Consider the following 14,950-nt stretch of genomic DNA (forward strand, 5'->3'; position numbering starts at 1 on the left):
GTTCGCATACCGCCTGTGAGTATCGTTGAGTCGACAAGGAGGGTGACGTGACGCGTGTGACGATCGCCGGGCTGGCGGCCCAGCTGAAGCTCTCCAAGGCGTCGGTCTCCTACGCCCTCAACGGCCAGCCGGGTGTCAGCGACGAGACCCGCAGGAGGGTCCTCGACCTCGCGGCCGACCTCGGCTGGCACCCGAGCGCGAGCGCCCGCGCCCTGTCGCGCTCCCGCACGGACGCGATCGGCATCGTGCTGCGCCGCGACCCCAGCCTGCTCGGCACGGAACCGTTCTACATGAGCCTGCTCGCCGGCGTCGAGAGCGTGCTCGCGGAGACCGACCAGGCGCTCATGCTCCGGATGGTCGGCACCGGCGTCGGGCAGGACCTCGAGACCTACCGGCGCTGGAGCGCCCAGGGCAGGGTCGACGGCGTGATGCTGTTCGACATCGGGGTCAACGACCCGCGGCCGGCCCTCCTCGACCAGCTCGGCCTCGACTACGTGATGCACGGCAACCGGGACGACATCGCGCCAGGTCACGTGCTCGTCTACGACCCGCCGGCCGAGTCCGCGCTCATCGTCGGGCACCTGGCGCGGCTCGGCCACCGCACGGTGCTGCACGTCACCGGTCCGCGGGAGTTCGAGCACGAGGGCGACAGGGCGACCTCCATCGAGGTCGAGGCGTTCGCGCGCGGCATCGGGACGGTGTTCGCCGAGTCGGACTACTCGTCGGAGGCGGGGGAGCGGCTCGTCGTCGAGCACCTGGCCGCGGACCCGGGCATCACCGCGGTCGTCACCTCGAACGACGTGCTCGCGCTGGGAGCAGCCGCCGCCTTCGGCAGGCTCGGGCGCGACGACGTCGCCCTGGTCAGCTGGGACGACTCCTTCATGTGCCGCCTGGGCTCCCGCCCGATCACCGCGCTCGCGCGGTTCCCGGAGGAGCAGGGCAGGCGCGCCACCCGGATGCTGCTGGATGCGCTGGCCGGCATGCCCTCCGAGGTGACCGCCGCGAAGCCGAGCGAGCTCGTCGTCCGGGCCACGAGCATCCCCGCCCGATAGCGGAGGCAGCCGATGCCGAATCGTTTTCTTCGCCCCCTTGACAACTGAACCGGTTCAGTTAGCGTATAACTCGTGGTGTGTGCGCCACGACCAAGAGACAAGGGAGTCACTATGAAGAAACGCGCCATCCTCGCGGGTGCCATCGCTGCCGCGGTCGCGCTCGTCGCAGCAGGTTGCAGCAGCTCGGGATCGGGTAGCTCGGCCAGCGGATCCACCATCACATACTGGGCCAGCAACCAGGGCACCAGCCTCGACAACGACAAGCAGGTCCTCACCCCGGTGCTCGACGCCTTCACCAAGAAGACCGGCATCAAGGTCAAGTTGGAAGTGATCGGCTGGAACGACCTGCAGACCCGCATCCAGACCGCCGTCACCAGCGGCCAGGGGCCCGACGTGCTGAACATCGGCAACACCTGGGCCGCCTCGCTGCAGGCCACCGGCGCGTTCATGCCGTTCGACTCCGCCAACATGAAGGCCATCGGCGGCTCGGACAAGTTCGTCAAGACGGCGCTCGAGACCGGTGGTGCGCCGGGCAAGGACGTCACCAGCGTCCCGCTCTACGGCCTCGCATACGGGCTGTACTACAACAAGTCGATGTTCACCGCCGCCGGCGTCCAGCCGCCGACCAACTGGGAAGACCTCGTTGCCGACGCCAAGAAGCTGACGAACGGCACGACGTACGGCTTCTCCCTCGCGGCGGGCAGCTACACCGAGAACGCGCACTTCGCCTTCATCAACGCCGCGCAGAACGGCGCGGAGTTCTTCGACTCCAAGGGCAACCCCACCTTCACGTCGAGCGGGGCGGTCGACGGCATCAAGCGCTACCTCGACCTGATGCAGACCGACAAGGTCGTCAACACCTCGAACGCCCAGTACGACAATGGCGTGCAGGCGGTGAACGACTTCGCGACGGGCAAGGTCGCGATGATCCTCAGCCAGAACAACGCAGACTCGTCGATCAACGCCAACGGCATGAAGACCGACGCGTACGGCGTCGTTCCGTTCCCTGCACCTCAGGGCGGCAAGCCGGTCGCCAGCCACGTCGCCGGCATCAACCTGTCGATCATGAAGAACACCAAGAACAAGGATGCGGCGCTCCAGTTCGTCAAGTACATGACGAGCGAGGAGACCCAGACCACGCTGGGCAAGCCGTACGCCACCCTCCCCGTGCTCAACGGGGCGAAGGCCAACTTCACCGACAACGCTGAAGAGGCCGCCACGTTCCAGAAGATCTACAACACCATGTCGAAGCCGCTGCCGCTCGTCCCGGCGGAGGACCAGTTCGAGAACACGGTCGGCAAGGCCATGAACGACATGTTCGCGAAGATCGCCACAGGAGGCACCGTCTCCGACAGCGACATCAAGGCAGCGCTGCAGTCGGCGCAAGACCAGGTGAAGCAGTCCATCGGCGGCTAATACCACCGGCGCCAGGTGCGGGATGCGCGTGCAGCACAGCGCGCATCCCGTGCCTGGCAGCACCCCCAAGCACTCCATGACCACCTCCTGACCAGACAGAGGTCACCATGTCGACGACGACACTCAGCACCGCCACCGCCGCCCCAGCGCCGGCCCCTCCGCGCAAGCGCAAGAAGAGGAACAAGGGGTGGTGGATCCCTCTCGCCCTGCTCGCGCCCGCCATCATCTTCGAGATCCTGATCCACGTCATCCCGATGCTCACGGGCATCTGGATCAGCTTCGTGCAGCTCACGAAGTTCTACATCGCCAACTGGTCGGAGGCGCCGTTCGTCGGCTTCAAGAACTACGCCGTCGCCCTCGACTTCAACGGATCGGTCGGCGCGGCGCTGCTGCAGTCGTTCCTGATCACCTGCGCGTTCACGATCCTGGTGGTCGGCATCTCCTGGTCGCTCGGGATGTCCGCCGCCGTCGCCCTGCAGCGCAAGTTCTGGGGCCGCGGCTTCTTCCGCACCCTGTTCCTGGTGCCGTACGCGCTGCCGATGTACGCGGGCATCATCGCCTGGAAGTTCATGCTGCAGAAGGACACGGGAGCGGTGAACCACTTCCTGTTCGACAACCTCGGGCTGCCGGGGGACAAGCCGTTCTGGCTGATCGGCGGCAACGCATTCTGGTCGATCGTGGTCGTGGCGATCTGGCGCCTGTGGCCGTTCGCCTTCCTGATGCTGATGGCGGGGCTGCAATCCATCCCGGAGGAGGTCTACGAGGCCTCCGCCGTCGACGGCGCGAAGCCGTTCCGGCAGTGGGGTGCGATCACCCTGCCGATGCTCCGGCCGGTCAACACGGTGCTGTTGCTGGTGATGTTCTTATGGACGTTCAACGACTTCAACACCCCGTTCGTGCTCTTCGGCAACGCCCAGCCGGCGGCCGGCGACCTGATCTCCTTCCACATCTACAACGCGTCGTTCCTCACCTGGAACTTCGGCTCCGGCGCCGCGATGAGCGTCCTGCTGCTGATCTTCCTGCTGATCGTGACGGGTGCGTACCTGCTCGTGCTGAACCGGAGGTCCCGTCGTGCGTGACACAGCATCCTCGAAAGTCTTCCGCTGGGTGGTCCTGGTCATCCTGACCGTGTTCACCGCCGTCCCCATCTACGTGATGATCACGTCGTCGATGAAGTCGCTGCCGGATGTGCAGGGCGCCTTCACCTGGTGGCCGACCGAGATCACGTTCCAGCCGTTCATCGACATGTGGTCGACCGTCCCGCTGGCGTCGTACTTCGTGAACAGCCTGATCGTGGCCGGTTCGGCGACCATCCTGAGCCTGGTGATCGCGGTGTTCGCGGCGTACGCCGTCTCCCGCTACCGGTTCAAGGGCCGCAGCGTCTTCACGACCACCGTGCTGTCCACGCAGATGTTCCCCGGCGTGCTGTTCCTGCTGCCGCTGTTCCTCATCTTCGTGAACATCAACCAGGCCGTGGGCATCCAGCTGGTCGGCACCCGGTTCGGTCTCGTGATCACGTACCTGACGTTCGCGCTCCCGTTCTCGATCTGGATGCTCGCCGGCTACTTCGACGGCATCCCGCGCGACCTGGACGAGGCGGCGATGGTCGACGGCAGCGGCCCGATGGGCGCGCTCTGGCACGTCGTGCTGCCCGCTGCCCGCCCCGGCCTGATCGCCGTCGCCATCTACTCGTTCATGACGAGCTGGGGCGAGGTGCTGTTCGCCTCGGTGATGACGACGGACGAGAACAGAACGCTCGCGGTCGGTTTGCAGCTGTATTCGACGCAGACGAACGTCTACTGGAACCAGATCATGGCCGCGTCGCTTGTGGTGAGCATCCCGGTGGTGGTGGCGTTCCTGCTGCTGCAGCGCTCGTTCGTGGCCGGGCTGACGGCGGGCGCCGTGAAGTAGCCGCCCCGCTCTCTGCTCGCCTGTCGCTCTTCGCTCTTCTCTCGTCGTTTCGGAAGGAATCATGGAACGCCATTCCCCCCTGCTCGCCGTCGACGGCGCCCCGGCCATCTGGCTCGGCGCCAACTTCTGGTCCCGGTCGGGCGGCCCGCTGATGTGGACGCGCTACGACCACGACGTCGTGCGCTCCGAGCTGGCCGTCCTGGCCGAGCATGGTCTCACCATGACACGCTCGTTCTTTTACTGGCCGGACTTCCACCCCACCCCGGACACGCTCGACGAGCAGTGCATCGCCAACTTCCACGACTTCCTCGACGCGCACGTGGATGCGGGCATGACGACGGTGCCCACCTTCCTGGTCGGCCACATGTCGGGCGAGAACTGGGATCCGGCCTGGCGGGACGGCCGCGACCTGTACAGCGACATCTGGTTCGTCGGACGCCAGGCCTGGTACGTCCGCGAGCTGACCGCCCGCTTCGCCGAGCATCCCGCTGTCGCCGGCTGGCTGCTCACCAACGAGGTCCCGATCTACGGGGGAGAGGCGCCGCGCCCGATCGTGGATGCATGGGCGTCGCTCCTGGTGGATGCGGTGCGCGCGGGCGGGGGCACGCAGCCGGTCTCGGTCGGCGACGGTGCATGGGGCATCGAGACCACCGGCCACGACAACGGCTTCTCCACCACCGACCTCGCCGCCTTCACGGATTTCGTCGGCCCGCACGTCTACCGGATGGAGTCCGACCAGACCAGGCAGCACCTCAAAGCCGCGTACATCGCGGAGCTCTGCCATATCGCAGGCCTCCCGGTGATCATGGAGGAGTTCGGCGTCACGAGCGACTTCGTCTCCCCATCCGGTGCTGCGTCGTACTACCGCCAGCTGCTCTACAACACGCTGCTGGCGGGCGCGACGGGCTGGATCGCCTGGAACAACACCGACTACGACGACCTGATCGCCCAGCGCCCGTACTCCCACCACCCGTTCGAGATGCACTTCGGCATCACCGACTCGACCGGAGCCCCGAAGCCGCCCCTGCTGGAGCTGGCCGGTTTCGCCGCCGACCTCGCCGCCATCGACCTCGCCTCGGTCACGCGCTCCCCGGTGGATGCGGCGATCGTCGTCCCCTCGCACCTCGCCGCTGACTACCCCTTCACCCAGGAGCCGGAGCGCGCGCTCATCGTGGCGACGGGGGAGCAGGCATACGTCGCCGCCCACGAGGCCCACGTGCCTGTCGCGGTGGTGCGCGAGGCGGAGGACGGCGGCATTCCGTCGGGCTACGGCCTCTACCTGCTGCCGAGCGTGAAGCAGCTCTGCGGCCCCACCTGGAAGCAGCTGATCACGCTCGCCTCCGAGGGCGCCACCATCTACGCCTCGTACTGCGCAGGCGACATCGGCGTGCAGCGCGGCCCGTGGTGGGCATACACCGAAGAACTCTTCGGCGTGCAGCGCGACTCCGCATACGGCCTCGTCTCCCCGGTCGCCGACGACACCGTGACGGTCCGCTTCCTCACGTCGTTCGGCAGCCTCGCCGAGGGCGAGGTCCTGTCGTTCGCCGCCGCCGGCAACGCCCACTCTCGCTCCTTCCTCCCGGTCAAACCGACCACGGGAACGGTGATCGCAGTGGATGCGCACGACCGCCCGGTCATCGTCTCCCAGCCCCACGGCTCCGGCCGCGCGATCCTCTCCACCTACCCCTTGGAGTACTTCGCCTCCGAACTCCCCGCCGTGAACCCCGAAGACACCTGGCGCCTCTACGACGCCCTCGCCGACGTGGCCGACGTCGAACGCGACATCCGTCTCACCGACCCGGAGATCTTCACCGACACCCTCGTCCACACCGACGGCCGCCGCTTCGTCTTCTTCATCTCCCAGCACCCCACCGAAGTGACGGTGACCCCCCAGGTTGCGGGAACCCTCCACACCCTGACGGGCTCTGCTTCGCCCACGGTGACGCTCGCCCCCTACGGTGTCGAGGTGCGCCAGCTGGTCTTCGAGTAGGTGGCACGGGCACCCGCCGGGACACGCTAGTATGGACAAGTTGCTTTGGGGCTCCACCCTCAAAGCGACTTCGGGCTGTGGCGCAGCTTGGTAGCGCACTTGACTGGGGGTCAAGGGGTCGCAGGTTCAAATCCTGTCAGCCCGACGTAACGGGCCGTTTGTGTAACTGTTTACGAAACCGGCCAAAAGAGAATCGCCCCGGAGAAATCTCCGGGGCGATTCTGGTCCTAATAGCGAAGATGCCGATTGAGTGCGTCAGTTTGGTGCGATCTTCGTAGTTGTCAGTATCGGTTCTCGCCAGCTGTGGTTTTTCGGGCAGGCTGGCGCCGTCTCTAAGCAGGGCTGTGGCTCTCTCGAGCAGTGTCAGTAGGTGGCCGGCAGGCTACTCCTGGAGCGGAGGCCCGCCCGTACCGTCACCATCGTTAGGTCGCGTCCTGTCGGGCTTAGACGGCTTAACGCCCGGCGGATACGTTCCGGTGTATGGGTTGTAGTGCTCGCGGTCACGTCGTCTGACCTTGGGATCCTTCGGCTGGCTCCGAGCAGCTTCGTGTGCAGCGTCGGCGATGAATGAGCTGATCTTACGCATGTTGAACGCCGCAACGATGAGCGTCATCATTACCTGAGCCGCGGCGAATCCGCGTACGGGGCGACGGGTGGAGTCGTGAAGGTTGTGGCCGCCGCCGCTATTGATCTGCGAGTTGAGCGACTCGATCGCATTGCGTGCGTGCGTGCGTGTGGAAGTCTTCCCACTCCTGTGTCCCGTAGGGGAACGCCTGTGCCTCGCGACGGAGATCGGCCGGGTCGAAGGTGGCACTGTGCTTCGAGCAGATTGTGTCGCGGACGGCGGCAGGAATCAGGTCTTCCTCGTCGATCGCCGGTCGGCTCTTCTTCGCCGCCTTTTTGACGAGTTCTCGCAGGGGGCAGGTGACGGTGGGCGCGTTCCCCAACGCCGGGCAGGCCAGCATGACCTTGCCGTTCGGTTTCGTCTCCTTCTTGTGGAGCTCGTAGGCAGCCAATTCCTCCTTGCGCTCGCGGAACGTCGGCTTGTCGATGTCGCCGTCGTGATACTGCTGAGTCGCCTACAGGTTGCTCTCGGGAGTGCTGGGACAGCATGCGCGTCCCTCCAGATAGCGGGCACCGTGTGCACCACCGGACGGCTTCAACCGATCCACGCGGTAGTCGGTTGATGGTGTGAAGCCGAGCATGAAGGCCGGCTCGTGCAGACGCTCAGCGAGGCTATTCGCCCAGTACTGCTTGTCAGCGTCAGCAACGCCCGGAGCACGCCCCAGGCGTAAGAGGAACCTGCGTCGCGAGGCGGCGGCCGATTTGCTCAGCTCGATCCCGGAGCTCCGGTCACGGCTGTACCGCCTCGAAACCGGTAAGTGCGACAAGAAGGCGTGGCGACGCGTGATGGCGGAGGCGTACGAGTCCGTGCGCCGAGTCAGACACCGCACTCCACGCGAGTGGCGTCACCTCCGACTCTCACTATTCGACGCGATTGGGAATGGTGCCGGGTCGGTAGTTTGGATCGACGTCAGCCCCTCAGGCGCTAATGGAGCGCTGACTTACGACCACCGGTGGACAGTGAGCGCGGCTGAGTACCTCGGCTATGTGCAAGACGCCGTGCAGCGTTGGGGCGACATATACAAGCGCGGCACGGCCGACAAGGTACGACTGCTCAGCTGCGACGATTGGCTACGTCGGTCAGGCTGCTGAATGTCCTCGACTTGGGCCTCAATCGCTCGCTTCCTCTCGCCAATGTGCCACCGTCCGGAGCACGGGGTCTGCTGGGGCGTCGTTCATCTCTCCCACAGACCTCACCCATTGTTTCCTGCGATCAGTCGACGACGCTGCGTCAGGCGCTTTGAAGGGATCGGCGCCCATCGCCCACATGACGTGGCGGCTGCTCAGATGATCAGCAGTTAGAAGGAATCTGGGTCGATCTGGAAGGCGGCGTTCGAGGCTGCTTGGCAGGTCGTTACTCGCCACGCTGTCGAGCACGCACATCACATCGAATGGGGATCCGAGGTGCTCCGATGTTGCATCCAGCTGGTCAGCGGCGCTGCGATTGAAGGCTGAACCGCGACGCTTTGCCTCGACGGGAACGAGGCTTCCATCTGCAAAAAGAAGTACGACGTCTGCTTCAGCCGCGACACGCCCTTCCAGAATGAACTCGACGCCGGGGTGAGCGCCAACAAGTCCGCGATCGTGAAACAAATCGACGAGCCACCTCAATGCAAGCACGTGTCCTAGAGAGTCGTTTTCGAGGCATCGCCGCAGCACCTCACCAAGGCGATACTTGAACACTAGGTTCTCCGGCCCGAACGGTTGAGGCAGAGTGCGAGCGCATCCTGAGCAAACGAACGGTGGAGAAAGCTCTGCTATCGGAACCCAAGTTGTCGCTCGGCAAGAGGGGCAATGAAGTTCCACGCCCTTGACTAGCAACCTGTGATTAGTTGCCCAATCTACCCAGACCTTTGCGGCGCGCAGATCGCCGAAACAGGCTTTGAACCGACCAAATGGGACCTGGCGCGTGTCGTCGGCCCCCGCGACCACGGGCGCATCTCGCTGCCCCGACACCGCGATGGCATCGGTTTCATCCGGAGAAAGCCCGGCATCACGTAGCTTCCTTTCGGCGGCAGCCCACCGTTGTTTCCACCAAGACATACCGCTCAACTCGGCCATTTCATACAGGAGGCCGAGCAGTCCAGGATCCGACAGGTAGTAGCAATCGGCTACGGACCCGATGGCTCTGACAAGGCTCATGGCAGTTAGGCCCGGCTGCGACTCGCGGACGTCCAGTCCCAGTGTGAGCGCGGCTGCAGAGAGGGACGTCCAGCCGGAAGGCCACCGCACTTCCGCAGTTCCCCGACGTTGCAACGATGACACCTGAACCTGAGCGCCGCCAGACTGAAAGTCTGCGTAGAAGCGTCCCCTTAGAGGACCCACAGCGGGAATGGGCCGGTCTCTCAGCCGAACCGAAAGGCGAAGGCTTGGCACCTTCCCTGTTGCCCGAAACAAGTCGCGGTCGTCGGCCGAAAGGCCGGCTATGCGTGCCGCCCCCTCGGCCCAGTTCTGCACACTCTCGCTGTACCGAGACGGTGCTTGTCCGAAACGGAGGAGGTCCGCCGGCTCTGCAACATGCGTATTAGCGATGCCAACACTGAGCGCGGTAAGGCGCTCGACCGACACAGATGAGCTTGTGAGATACGTTTCGCCGCCGCTGAAGCCAAAGTAGGCGGTGGCACCGGGAACACGAAGTTCACGAATTGCTGCACCGTTCACTGCACTAACCGGCATGCCGATGGGCATGACGTGGGAGTCGCCCCAGGCGGCTCTCAGATTCCAGAGAAGAGCTAGGTCGACAAGCGACTCCGGCTCCATAACGACGACAATGTTTGGGCCTGCGGCAGTTGCCGTACGCCACGGGTCGGGGATGACCGGCTCGTCGGCGAAGTAGCCGGTATTCGGGCTGATGCCTGCGGCCAAGAATAAGGTGCTGAACTGACGCGGGGTTATGGCATTCTGATTTTGCAGCCGACGCACGAGATCCTGGATGCTACCTTCGGCCTTCACCCGATTGAGTGGGAAAACTGAAGAGACGGCAAGCGGCTCCGCTCCAATTCGGTCGGTCAAGTCCGTATCAAGCTCGTCGGGCATCCAGCCCAGGGTGCCCAAGTAAGCCGTGCGCCAGGGATCGTCTGGATCCAATTCGACTACTTCGATTGGTCGCGCATTTGTCAGATCCTCCTTTGCAGCTATGACCAGCACTGGGTAGTCCCAAGGATTGGCGCTCGAGAGGTACGGGACACCCGGGATGGGCGTGGCCCAATCTTGCCCCTCATGCGGTAGATAACCGTCCACCTCGCCCTCAACCAGCCGATTGGCGATGTAGCGCGGAGCCGCTCCGTCGGCGAGCGGGAGGAGCGGATTTCCTGCGCCGCCCCACGCCTGACAAAGCCTTGCGACCGCCGCCTGAGCCTGCGTCAGCGTCGAGACGCATCTCGCCACGACCGACGGCCTCAACCCGACCTGCACCTCATGGGGGCCTGACGCCAATTCAGAGTCGAGAAGGTAATCCAAACGTCCCCCTATATACGCGGAACTCTCTGCCGGCACTGTTGAGTCGATCGATACTCGTAATGGCGATTCTGCCCTGCCGAATAGCCGTTCCTCGCGCGCCACGCGAGGCCAGTGGCCGCACGGCGGGTTGTGGCAAGAGCTGCACCGGCGGGGTCAAGATTCCAGGCTCACCCTCAGTCGTTGCTTTGTGGCGGTCAAATCCAGCTCGACCCTGATTGCAAAGCCGCTGTCGATAATGCTTGCGACGTCTGCATGGTCTTCTGTGGCGACGTATGCGAATAGCTTGCCCGCAGCGTAGACACCAAACGGCCTCGGATCCGGTTCATCTTTCGCCTCGTGGATTTGCAAGTTGCTGAAACCCGTAGGCCATTCGAACGCGGCTAGGGCGATGTATGTTACGCCAGATTCCAAGAGTTCGGTCAGAAGATTGCGCTTCCTCCTTCGGGTGAACTCCAGGAGGTCAATCAAATCCGAGGAGTTGGCGTCGAACTTGATTCTCCAGTCGCTGATCGTCATCAGCGCCAAACGGCTTCGAAGTGCAGCTTCGTCAGAATCTCGTGTTTCCGGTAGCCGCACCGCGATCGTGTTTGCAAGGCGACGTGACCTCAGCCCTGCGCGCAGAAGGACGAGAGCGGCCTCGTTTGAGACCCCGAATCGGATGAATGATCCCAACTCTGGGCAGATGAAGTTTTCCGAGCCCAGTTCCTCGAGGCGATTATTGATCAGTTCGACGAGCGCGCCCATTAGCCAAGCTAAGTAGTGCTCGAAATGTTGCGATACAGCACCGACGACCTGCTCAGAGCGAAACTCGTCGTCTTCCACGTCCTTCAAGAACCTGCTGGCGATTGATGGCAGGCTCGCCCCATCGATCCAGGCGCCTAACATTTCGACCGGGTCAACAGCGATGTCGCGAGGTGAGCGCGCGGTCGGCTTGAACTTCCACGGGGGAGCTTCCTGCAAGCTATACAGATCCCGAATGACGTCGGAGAGGTAGTCAACGGCTCTCCCAGGGCTTCCAACGAGAACCGTATCTTGGGAGAGTTCGCGGGCCACGGACTCCGCGATTTGGTCGAGGATCCGAGCCGACCCGATTGATGTTCCGGGTTGTGCCCATCTAAGCCGTGCCGCTGCCGGCGCGGTGATGTAGCGCCGCTGAACCGCTCGAGCTGAGTTTTGAAGCAACTGTAATTGAGCGGGGTCGGCCTGATTCCCGGCTAGGGTCTCCGCCACAATATTCGAAATGTCCAAAGAGGCCGGATCCAGAGCACGCCGCTCGACGACGCTTAGCGTCGTCCAAATGAAGCTGATGAAGTCTGCGGCAACATCTTGTTCACTGAAGATGGCGTCGGCGTCGGCGCTGAGTCTCGTCTCCGCGGCCGCGAGCGCGGCCAGAGACGAGTTGACTAGGAGAGAAGATCGCACCTCTAGCCGATCGGCCGTAGGGTTCAACTCGTCGAAGTCGTCATCCGACGGTGATTGAGTTCGTATCAGGACGATCCAGCCTTCGGTTTCAATGCCGGCACGACCCGCTCTACCGATGGCGTTCACCAGTCGCGCGCCAGCGAAGCGGCTTTCCTCCGGCTGCCCAGGGTATGGCGCGTCGTAGATGACGACCGTTCGGACGGGAAGGTTGACTCCGTCTGTGAGCGTTGAGGTGCAAGCTAGATATGAGAGTCTCTCGTCGCGTACTGCTGATTCGAGCGCCTCCAGAACTTCCACGGGCAGGCCGGCGTGATGAAAGCCAACACCACTTCGCAAACAAGCGACTAGCGGATGCGCGTCCCCCAGTTCCTGGCGAACGAACTCTACAAGCCCATCGAGGCCATCCTGGGGGCCGTTCAGCCGCGCGAGTTCACGTGCCAAACGTTGCGCATCCGCCTTCGTCGATGTCACGACTAGGACCGAGCCAGCATGACCCAACGCCTCAATCATTTCCGCCGCGATGACGTACTGCTTCGTCGAAGTGGCGTCAGTGCTGAACGACGCAGCGGCAGATGATAGCTCGCGGGCTTTGCGCACGAGCCGCCATCCGGTATCGCCTTGAGTCACCAAGCGTTCCACACGTCCGTTTGCCAGGCGCACGCGAATGACACCCTTCAGTTCAGTGACGTGCCTGTATTTCCAGACAGTCCCTGAGGTCTTTTCTGTCTTCGTGGTAGACCATTCGGCCTCGGTTGAGAAGATCGCGTGGAGTCGTCGAGGACCCCGCCAATCCGAACGGAAAACCAGGGGAGTCTGGTTTTGGGCAACCCATTGAGCAATCCCCCCGCTATTACCCATCGCGGCCGAGATAAGCATGATCTTGTGTTCGGTGGATTGAGTCAGGACGTGCAGGAGCGAGATTGCGGACTCCAGGGTGAACCCGCGGCCCTGCTCTGCAAGGAGTTGGGCCTCATCGAAGATGAACATGCCGAATGTTCGTAGGACCCCGTCTGCATCGTGCCTTAGAAGGTGCGCGAGCCGCTCGGGCGTCATGACTTCGACATCTCCGAACGGCTCTGGCATAGCGTTGATCAGATCCCACAACGAGTTGTAATCGGGCTGTTCCGCTTTTACTTCGCGCTGCAGTACCCGCACCCTCTTCGACATGCTGGCGCGAACTTCTCGGGCGAGACTCCGTGTTGGTACGACGTAGCAGACACCTCTACCGGTTCTGGCTAGCTGCTCGACGGCGAGTATCTGAGCAACCAGGCTCTTTCCACCACTGGTAGGCACGGCCAGGACCATGCGCTTTGTCTGCGGGTCATAGGGGCTGGGACTCGACGTGAGTAACTCTCTTTGTGGCTCCCAGAGAGTGAAGACAGGCGACCCGCCCGTGGTGAACGCGCTCCGTACAATCGACGCAGCCGAGTCAGGCAACACCGAGGGGTTCCAAAGAGAACCTTGTAGCGCTGCCTCACCGAAGGCGAAAAGGTGCGCGGCTACCCATCGAGCGTCCAGCGAGTTGGTCTTGACGTCGTCCGATGCTGCGAGGCGCAACAGGTTCATGCCGCGTTCGTAACGTTCAGCATTGCCGCGTGCGAAGTAGTAAAGAAGATCCTCGGCCCCGAGAATCAAGAACTGTAGGCTGCCCAGCGAGGTAAGGCTGAGGTCATCCAAGTCGGATGCATCAGCGAGGGACTCAAACTGGCGTCTCCATGCAGACAGGAGTGGGAACAGTCGTCTGGCGTTGAGGGTGAGAAAGGCCAGTCCTATCCGACTTGGCAGCAGTTCTATGCGGGACATATTGTCGGCGGCTTGATACAAGTCTTCCCCGAACCGATGGGCGATAGCCGATGCGTTGGGGTCCAACCCGCCACGACGGTAGCCAATCGCTGCGGCGAAGCCCCAACTCTGGCGCTCGTAAGCTGAAGCGTCGGCAACACTCAACGCAAGGTCGAAAATGTGGGCGCTTACTTGAAAGGCACGGCGCTGCTGAGCCAAGGAGTAAAGGTTGCGAGCTTCCTCTACTGACGCAACGGCGTGCAGATACCACGCCGTCTCGATGAGCTTTGGCTCGAACGAGGCTCGCCGAAGCACTAGCGCTATCTCGACCTGTGCGAGCATCTCCTGGAGTTCTTCGGCTGATGGAAGGCCATCGTGGGCTCGACCCAAAGCCTCGGCGAGAACGGCTGCGTCTAAAGCCCGCTCCACACGATCTCCTTCACACGATCGGCGAAACCCGCAAAGTCAGGTAGCGCCACGACCAGTCCTTCGGTCTGAGTCGCTGATGTGAACGCGGGGAACCTTGTTCGGATGGACCTGAAAGTTCGTCCGTCTCGGGGTGCGTTGTCCTTGGTGGTGCCGACGGCAACTCCGACACCAGCCCTGGCACTTCGATCGAACCAAAGTTCCACCATCTCGCCGTACAAGTCGAGCAGCTCACCTTCGGCGGTGAGAGTTTCGGGAGCGGCTAACTTGGCCAGGTACTCGTGACCGCGCCCCTCCAACTGTGAACTTGCCCGGTTGATTGTCGCCGAAATCCGCGCGGTTGCTGCGTGCTTCTTGATCTCCCAGAGACGGAAGACCAAATCGCCGGCCGAATCTCGGTAGATGACCAGCCCATCGCCACCGGGTTCGGTTGGGTCGGCCTTAACTGAATGCGCTTTCACCAGTCGGCGACCATCCATGCACGTCTCGCGTTCGCCGAGTACGCGATTCCAGATCAACTCCGCCACATGTCCCTGAAGGTGGTCGGTATTCGGCGGAGCTCCGGGTAGGCCGAAGGCGATGGAGGCATACGTCTCCACGGCCTGTCTGCGCGCAGAAGGGTGTGGTGCGCCACCGTCCCGTCGCGCCCGCCAGCTGTCGAATGCGAGGGTGTTGCCGCACGCCACACGCATCCCGTCATCCGCAATCAATTGGGCGGCGACTTCGCGGGCAGGTTCCGCCAGGTTAGCTCCCCCAACGAAGTATGAAACGCGCGATCCAGCTGCGGACTCGGAAAGGTCGAGCAGTGGCGTTAGAGTTGCCGGCTTCACATGAGAAGGTTCGCACAATCGCACCCGATGGCCCGCGC

General features: G+C 63.3%; 9 protein-coding genes and 1 tRNA gene. 6 read left to right on the plus strand and 4 right to left on the minus strand.

The window, feature by feature from the left end; genetic code table 11:
- The first annotated feature begins 47 nt into the window (after positions 1 to 47).
- The 6 genes from HF024_RS05840 to HF024_RS05865 all read left to right on the plus strand — a co-directional run bounded on the left by HF024_RS05840 (position 48) and on the right by HF024_RS05865 (position 6,514).
- Positions 48 to 1,052, plus strand: a complete 1,005-nt coding sequence (locus HF024_RS05840) for a LacI family DNA-binding transcriptional regulator (RefSeq protein ID WP_168688953.1) — start codon at positions 48 to 50, stop codon at positions 1,050 to 1,052.
- A 111-nt stretch (positions 1,053 to 1,163) separates the two neighbouring features.
- Entirely contained in the window at positions 1,164 to 2,468 is a 1,305-nt protein-coding gene (locus HF024_RS05845) for a sugar ABC transporter substrate-binding protein (protein ID WP_085370032.1), read from the plus strand.
- 107 nt (positions 2,469 to 2,575) lie between these two features.
- The gene (locus HF024_RS05850) at positions 2,576 to 3,547 is read left to right on the plus strand and encodes a sugar ABC transporter permease (RefSeq protein ID WP_085370033.1); all 972 of its coding nucleotides are present in this window, start codon (positions 2,576 to 2,578) and stop codon (positions 3,545 to 3,547) included.
- Positions 3,540 to 4,379, plus strand: coding sequence for a carbohydrate ABC transporter permease (locus tag HF024_RS05855; RefSeq protein ID WP_085370034.1), 840 nt, complete (start codon positions 3,540 to 3,542; stop codon positions 4,377 to 4,379). The genes HF024_RS05850 and HF024_RS05855 overlap by 8 nt, the downstream gene beginning before the upstream one ends.
- Positions 4,380 to 4,440: 61 nt before the next feature.
- Positions 4,441 to 6,369 (plus strand): cellulase family glycosylhydrolase, encoded by a 1,929-nt coding sequence (locus HF024_RS05860; RefSeq protein WP_168688954.1) that lies wholly within the window; start codon positions 4,441 to 4,443, stop codon positions 6,367 to 6,369.
- 71 nt (positions 6,370 to 6,440) lie between these two features.
- Positions 6,441 to 6,514: transfer RNA gene (locus tag HF024_RS05865), tRNA-Pro, on the plus strand.
- 538 nt (positions 6,515 to 7,052) lie between these two features.
- On the opposite strand, the gene HF024_RS05870 is transcribed toward HF024_RS05865, so the two are convergent.
- The 4 genes from HF024_RS05870 to HF024_RS05885 all read right to left on the minus strand — a co-directional run bounded on the left by HF024_RS05870 (position 7,053) and on the right by HF024_RS05885 (position 14,912).
- On the minus strand, positions 7,053 to 7,385 hold the full coding sequence (locus HF024_RS05870) for a hypothetical protein (protein WP_168688955.1): 333 nt from the start codon (positions 7,383 to 7,385) through the stop codon (positions 7,053 to 7,055).
- A gap of 718 nt (positions 7,386 to 8,103) precedes the next feature.
- Complete coding sequence (locus tag HF024_RS05875) at positions 8,104 to 10,452, minus strand: hypothetical protein (protein WP_168688956.1); 2,349 nt, start codon at positions 10,450 to 10,452, stop codon at positions 8,104 to 8,106.
- Between the two features lie 153 nt (positions 10,453 to 10,605).
- Positions 10,606 to 13,998 carry a DEAD/DEAH box helicase gene (locus HF024_RS05880; protein WP_210724029.1) on the minus strand — a complete coding sequence of 1,131 codons (3,393 nt, stop codon included), beginning with the start codon at positions 13,996 to 13,998 and terminating at the stop codon, positions 10,606 to 10,608.
- Positions 13,999 to 14,069: 71 nt separating this feature from the next.
- Positions 14,070 to 14,912: a hypothetical protein gene (locus HF024_RS05885; protein WP_168688958.1), complete on the minus strand. Its 843-nt coding sequence runs from the start codon at positions 14,910 to 14,912 to the stop codon at positions 14,070 to 14,072.
- Between the last annotated feature and the right edge of the window lie 38 nt (positions 14,913 to 14,950).

This window comes from Leifsonia sp. PS1209 (genome assembly GCF_012317045.1).
GTDB lineage: Bacteria > Actinomycetota > Actinomycetes > Actinomycetales > Microbacteriaceae > Leifsonia.

Bases quoted from the DNA above. Each gene is read 5' to 3' on its own strand.
- HF024_RS05845 (WP_085370032.1), top strand. From the start codon at position 1,164: ATGAAGAAACGCGCCATCCTCGCGGGTGCCATCGCTGCCGCGGTCGCG.
- HF024_RS05850 (WP_085370033.1), top strand. From the start codon at position 2,576: ATGTCGACGACGACACTCAGCACCGCCACCGCCGCCCCAGCGCCGGCC.
- HF024_RS05860 (WP_168688954.1), top strand. From the start codon at position 4,441: ATGGAACGCCATTCCCCCCTGCTCGCCGTCGACGGCGCCCCGGCCATC.
- HF024_RS05880 (WP_210724029.1), bottom strand. From the start codon at position 13,998: ATGCTCGCACAGGTCGAGATAGCGCTAGTGCTTCGGCGAGCCTCGTTC.